Here is a 6,669-nt window from a genome sequence, read left to right as displayed (position 1 = left end):
GAAGCCAAGGGCAAGCTGTCGATGGGCGGGTACCGGCTGCGGAGCGCCCCGGCTATCCGACGCTACCTGCTTCTCCTCCAAACCGCCTGGCTGCTGCTTGCCTGGGCATTTGCGGGCACCATCAGTGAAGCCTTTCATGCCAGTCATCAGGATCACCGGCGGCGGGAGATTGCGGATATTTATCAGCGCGCCCGGGCGGGCGCGACCCTGGAAAGCGTATATGACGCTTATCGCGTCGCCTGACCCGCAAAGCCATCGGTTGGATGATATTGTCGATGATTTCCAATATTTAAATCCATGACCAACATTTGTTTTCAAAACTGCAACATTAGAGTATATTATAATACCCCTGGTAATATTTATTAAACTAGTATTTATTTTCCGCGAAATTTTAAATTAAAATTTTGTTTTATCCTTTGGCACATCGGGAAACATGCAAATGACTTCTATTTTATAAAGCTTATTGTTTTGGTTTATGAAGCTGAAGATAGAAGGGCACTCCCTTGACTCTTACATAAGCGAGTGCTGTATTCATCCACCGTCCACTACGTCTTTATCCTTTAACCCAACTTTATTTCCAAAATGGAAGGATGATTATTTTGTCGATTATTCGAGTAACGATGAATGGCACTGAGCGCAAAGTATCGGATGACTCTACAATCCTGGACTATACGCGCGGCACTAACGAAGAAGTGCCAAATGTCTGTTATCACCCGAGCCTGGGTGCGATTGAAACCTGTGACACCTGTATGGTCAAGGTGAACGGAGAAATTGTCCGTGCCTGTTCCACCGAATTTAAAGAAGATGATGTCATTGAAACACTAACCCCTGATGTCGATCAGGCTCAAAAAATTGCGATGGACCGGATTCTGCATAATCACGAGCTGTACTGTACCGTCTGTGATTACAATAACGGCGGCTGTGAAATCCATAACACGGTAGAAGCGATGCGTGTCGAACATCAGAGCGTTCCTTTTGAAACAAAACCGTATGAAAAAGACTATACGAACCCGCACTACCGCTATGACCCGGATCAGTGCATCCTCTGCGGACGCTGTGTTGAAGCCTGTCAGGACGTTCAGGTGACCGAGACCCTTTCCATCGACTGGGAACGCGAACGCCCCCGCGTCATCTGGGACAACGATGTTCCTATCGGCGAATCCTCCTGTGTATCCTGTGGCCACTGTTCGACCGTCTGTCCGTGTAACGCATTAATTGAAACAAATATGGAAGGCGAAGCCGGCTACATGACTGGCCTTAAAGAAGATACCCTCCGTCCGATGATCGATATCACCAAGGACGTCGAAACCGGCTACAGTTCGATTCTGGCTCTATCCAATATGGAGTCCCAAATGCGCGACGACCGAATTGAAAAAACGAAAACAGTTTGTACTTACTGCGGAGTCGGCTGCAGCTTTGATGTCTGGACGAAGGACCGTGACATTCTAAAAATTGAGCCGCAGGCAGAAGCCCCGGCAAACGGTATTTCCACCTGTGTGAAGGGCAAATTCGGCTGGGATTTCGTTAACAGCGAAGAACGGCTCCAGAATCCGCTCGTCCGTGAAAACGGCCAGTTTGTCGAAACCACGTGGGAGCATGCTTTAGATGTTATTCAGAATAACTTCACTTCTATTAAGGAAGAAAGCGGCAACGATGCCCTTGCGTTTATCAGCTCTTCTAAAACGACGAACGAAGAGTCCTATCTTATGCAGAAGCTCTCCCGCTCCGTCATGGGGACAAACAATATTGATAACTGCTCCCGGTACTGCCAGACTCCTGCTACTCAGGGACTCTTCCGTACAGTCGGCTACGGCGGGGACACCGGCACGATAGAAGATATTAAAAACGCAGAGCTTATTATCACCGTCGGGACAAACACATCAGAATCCCACCCGGTTCTTGCCACGCGTATTAAAAGCTCCCATAAGCTGCGCAACCAGAAGCTGATCGTCTCTGACATCAGAAAGCACGAAATGGCAGAGCGCTCTGACATGTTTATCCAGCCCAAGCCGGGCTCGGACCTTGTATGGCTGAACGCTGTAGCGAAATACATTATCGATCAGGGCTGGGAGGATACAGAGTTCATTAATGAACGTGTGGATTACTACGAAGATTTTGTTAAAGAACTCGAAATGTACACCATCGATTACGCTGTAGAGCAGACCGGCCTTTCCCGTGAGGAATTAATTGGCATTGCCGAGAGCATTCACGAAGCAGATACTACCTGTGCGCTCTGGGCGATGGGTGTTACCCAGCACTCCGGCGGCGCGGATACAAGTACGGCCATATCGAACCTGCTCCTTGTCTCCGGCAACTACGGGCGTAACGGCACCGGTGCTTACCCGCTTCGTGGACATAATAATGTCCAGGGCGCCACAGACTTCGGCAGTGCGCCGAACCTTCTTCCCGGCTATCAAGCTGTGGAAGACGAAGAAGTGCTCCACAAGTTCGAGCAGGGCTGGAACACAAAGCTTTCCAGTGAAGTCGGCATGACGAATCACGAGATGGTGGATGCAATGCATGAAGGACGCCTCCGGAGCCTTTATTTGAAAGGCGAGGAAATGGCACTTGTGGACTCCAACATTAACTACGTGCAGCAGGGCTTTGAAAAACTTGATTTCTTCGTAGTCCAGGACATTTTCTTATCCGAGACTGCCAAGTTCGCGGACGTCGTGCTCCCGGCGAGTCCGAGCCTGGAAAAAGACGGAACGTTTGTAAACACCGAGCGCCGCATTCAGCGTTTGTACAAAGCACTTGACCCACTCGGTAACTCTAAGCCGGACTGGGAAATTCTTCAGCTTGTGGCTAACCGGATGGGCGCGGACTGGGACTACAGCCACCCATCGGAAATCATGGCAGAAGCAGCTTCACTCTGCCCATTCTTCGAAGGGGTTTCCTACGAGCGTCTGGAAGGATATGACTCTCTCGTATGGCCTGTGACAAAAGAAGGCCAGGATGAGCCGCTTCTTTACGAATCCCGTTTCCAGTTCCCGAACGGAAAAGCGAGATTCTATCCGGTCCATTGGACAGAGCCTCAGACCTTTGGCGAACAGTACGACCTGCACGTGAACAACGGCCGGATGCTTGAGCACTTTCACGAAGGCAATATGACGTATAAAACGGAAGGCATCACGTTGAAAACGCCGGACAACTTTGTCGAGATTTCTCCGGAGCTCGCTGAAGAACGGGGACTTGAAAGCGGAGCACTTGTAAGGTTGAAATCACCGTACGGGGCTGTACGCATCCAGGCGCTTGTTACTGACCGTGTGAAAGAAAAACAGCTCTACATTCCAATGAACAATTCCGGGGAATCGGCAATCAACCGCCTCACGAGCAGCGAAGCGGATAAAGACACAGATACTCCGGCCTACAAAGAAACGCAGGTATTTATGGAAATACTCAGCACGGACGGCGAAGCACCGATGCCGAAAAACAATTTCCGTTACGGCAACCCTCAGCCGCAAAACGGTGTGGAAGTTGAACGCAAATGGAAACGTAACGACTACATCTTCCCTGGTGACATGGTGAGAAAGGAGAACCGCTAATGGCTGAGCGTATAACTCATATAGAAAAGCTGCAATTCTCCGAGGAAGAAATCAAACAGCGGGACATGGATGAACTCCAGTCCCAGCTGCTTGATAACAAAGAAAGTCTGGAAAAGATGGTGCGCACCGCAAATCTTCTTGATGAATCCGGCCTGCTTGATATGGCGAACGGCCTTCTCAGCGAAGGGGACAAGGTGCTGCATGTAGCTGTAAATGCGATGAATACCGAAGGCAGCACTAATATGATTAAAAACCTGCTTCTTCTCGCTGGGGAGGCTGGCAAACTCGATATCGAAAGCATGCAGCCGCTTCTGTTGAAATTAAATAAAGGACTTGAGCGTGTAGCGAAGATGGAAGAAGAGAAGGAACAGGAAAAACAGACTGTAAATATATTTCAATTGTTAAAGCTCCTCCGGGATCCGGAAGTAAATCATACGCTCTCACTCGGCATTGCTTTTATGCGCGGCATGGGCGAAACCGGCAAACCCGAAATGGAAAGAGAACAGCAGGACCGGAAACCAGATACCAAGGTTTAACCGAAATACAAAAACCAGGCTGCGCGTTGCAGCCTGGTTTTTGTTTGAAAATATACTTCTTCAGGGAATAGATTTGAAAATAAACTAAGGGAGCCAATGTCATTGTCTTTCAAAGGTCTTCAACTGTCCGATGTACCAAAAAGTTCGTGGATACTTATCATTGCCGGACTGCTCACGCTGTTTACGACAGCTTTTCTATTTTTGGAGATGGGTGAAGAAGTACTCGAACAGGAAACGTTTAGGATCGACCAAACAGCTCAAAATATTGTGTCAGCGCTCAACACTGATATCCTGCAGTCTATGATGGGATTGATTACGGAGGCCGGATCGGTAACCTGGCTGACAGTCGGTGCCGCAATTACCACAATCTATCTGTTGTTTTTTTCATCTTTCAGCAGATGGACTGCTGTATATTTTGCCGTAAATATGATCGGCATCAGTATCATTACCACTGTTTTTAAAAATTTTTTCTCCCGGCAGCGCCCGGAAGTGCTCGCATCCTATGACGGGACCGGTTACAGCTTTCCGAGCGGTCATTCTACAGGCGCTGTTACCTTTTACGGTTTTCTCGTCTATCTCGTTATCCGAACTACACTGGCAACTGTATGGAAGTGGGTATTCGGAGTATTACTGTCGCTCGCTGCTCTGCTTGTCGCTGTCAGCCGTATGTTCTTGGACGTTCATTACTTTACAGATGTGCTCGCAGGCATTTCAGTCGGCTTATTTTGGCTGCTCATCTGCATCATCGCCCTCGAGCTTACGCTTTGGAACAAATATCGCAGACAAACCTAAATGAAGCCTCCGGCGCAAAATGCCGGAGACTTCATTTATTTGTATTTATGCGTTCTGCATCTGCTCTGCTTTTCTCGCTTCGATTTTTTCCTGCACGTCTTTTGCCGTCAGTCCTTGCTCTTCCATATAACGGTTTCTCGGATGAGTCATGCATTCTACAGTGCAGCTTCGCATATATTTATGCTCATTTTCCTCAGAGCAGATGATTTGATTGTTGCAGTCAGGATCAGCACAGTTAACGTATCGTTCACACGGTTCCCCGTCAAAATGGTCCCTGCCGATTACGCGATGCTCGACCTGATTGATCGGAACGCTGATACGCTGGTCAAACACGTAGCATTTTCCGTCCCACAGCTCCCCTTTTACTTCAGGATCCTTACCGTAGGAAACGATGCCGCCATGCAGCTGCGCCACATCCTCAAATCCTTCTTCTTTCAAGAAGCCGGAAAACTTCTCACAGCGGATGCCTCCGGTACAATAGGTTAATATTTTTTTACCTTCAAGCTTTTCCCGGTTTTCCCTCACCCAGTCCGGCAGCTCCCGGAAGGCGTTAATATCCGGGCGAATGGCGCCCCGGAAATGCCCAAGATCATATTCATAATCATTACGGGCATCAAGAACGATGGTCTCATCGCTTTGAAGTGCTTCGTAAAATTCTTTCGGGCTCAGGTGTTCACCAGTCTGTTCATTTGGATTAATGTCATCTTCGAGATACAGTGACACCAGCTCTGAACGCGGACGCACATGCATCTTTTTGAATGCGTGCCCCTCGGCATAATCCACCTTGAATTCGGTGTCTTTAAAGCGTTCATCCCCTGTCAGTTCCTGCATGTATGCTTCCGTCTGTTCTACAGTGCCGGAAACAGTACCATTGATGCCTTCCTCCGCAACAATGATTCTTCCCTTCAACCCAAGCTCTTTACAAAAAGCCAGATGCTCCGCAGCAAAGGTCTCAGGTTCTTCCACGTACGTGTAATTGTAATACAGTAACACCCGGTACGATTGATTTTCTTCTGTCATGTGTTCTCACCTATCCGGAATATATTTGCAAGATACATTCCTGACTCCCTGTCTTGCAATCAGGAAGCCTTGTCACACAAGAGGTCTATACTTTTTCTTTTCGTTGTTCCGCGTAAAACACCCACGCAGCACCCACGTAATTTAAAAAAGCATAACAAAACCTCAATAAAAAACCCCTGCTCCTGGCGGGGGCTTCATGTTGTGCGCAGACACATTATATAAAAATTTTCCTGTCCCGGCAAATGAAAAAGTTTTCTGAACAAGAGGAGAGAATTGGTTTTCCTTCTTTTTCAATCTGTTTCCTCTCTCCGTTTTCCGTAAGAAATTTTACTGTTTTCTGCTTTTCTGCACATTTTCAAAAATGCCGGTGCCTCCCAGCCCCGCGAGTGCTCCTGCCCACACACGCTCTGCCAGCGCAACGCTCGTGAACGGGAACGGGGCAAGGGCCAGGCCTACCCCGAGCCCTAGTGTAAAAAGAGGTATATACTTTTCAGGCAGCGGGAGCGCCTGCTTCAACAGCTGCATCAGCGCCGTACTTGCTGTGCCGATGAACGACATGTACAGCAAAAATTCCGGACTTACCTCCAATTTTACGCCTCCCTTCGGTTTTTATTCTCCCTACAAAAGGCATGGACGCTTCTGTTTTTAAACCATCTTTTTAGGAGGTATTTTCACATAATAAAAAAGGGGCTGTCCCAAAAATCGAATGATAGCTCTTTTAAGCTGAAGCTGGAGATGTTTCTCCGGCTTCTTTTTTCGTAGTTTCCGCTTTTTTT

The 6,669-nt window shown here is 48.1% G+C and carries 5 protein-coding genes and 1 pseudogene; 4 read left to right on the top strand and 2 right to left on the bottom strand.

The window, feature by feature from the left end:
* From G548_RS0116605 to G548_RS0116590, 4 genes and pseudogenes are all read left to right on the top strand, one after another.
* Window positions 1-243: pseudogene (locus tag G548_RS0116605) on the top strand (IS701 family transposase); the annotation flags it as partial.
* Between the two features lie 347 nt (window positions 244-590).
* A complete protein-coding gene (gene fdhF / locus G548_RS0116600; RefSeq protein WP_027847504.1) occupies window positions 591-3,545 on the top strand; it encodes a formate dehydrogenase subunit alpha in 2,955 nt (984 codons plus the stop codon).
* A complete protein-coding gene (locus G548_RS18600) occupies window positions 3,545-4,081 on the top strand; it encodes a helical membrane plugin domain-containing protein (RefSeq protein ID WP_022795266.1) in 537 nt (178 codons plus the stop codon). Before fdhF ends, G548_RS18600 begins: the two co-directional genes overlap by 1 nt.
* A gap of 96 nt (window positions 4,082-4,177) precedes the next feature.
* Window positions 4,178-4,873 carry a phosphatase PAP2 family protein gene (locus G548_RS0116590; protein ID WP_425411529.1) on the top strand — a complete coding sequence of 232 codons (696 nt, stop codon included), beginning with the start codon at window positions 4,178-4,180 and terminating at the stop codon, window positions 4,871-4,873.
* Between the two features lie 45 nt (window positions 4,874-4,918).
* On the opposite strand, the gene trhO is transcribed toward G548_RS0116590, so the two are convergent.
* Both trhO and G548_RS0116580 read right to left on the bottom strand, forming a co-directional pair.
* Entirely contained in the window at window positions 4,919-5,893 is a 975-nt protein-coding gene (gene trhO / locus G548_RS0116585; RefSeq protein ID WP_022795264.1) for an oxygen-dependent tRNA uridine(34) hydroxylase TrhO, read from the bottom strand.
* 327 nt (window positions 5,894-6,220) lie between these two features.
* The gene (locus G548_RS0116580) at window positions 6,221-6,481 is read right to left on the bottom strand and encodes a holin (RefSeq protein ID WP_022795263.1); all 261 of its coding nucleotides are present in this window, start codon (window positions 6,479-6,481) and stop codon (window positions 6,221-6,223) included.
* Window positions 6,482-6,669 lie beyond the last annotated feature (188 nt).

It is taken from the genome of Marinococcus halotolerans DSM 16375 (assembly GCF_000420725.1).
Lineage (GTDB): Bacteria > Bacillota > Bacilli > Bacillales > Marinococcaceae > Marinococcus > Marinococcus halotolerans.
This window is presented reverse-complemented; position numbering and strand designations above follow the sequence as displayed.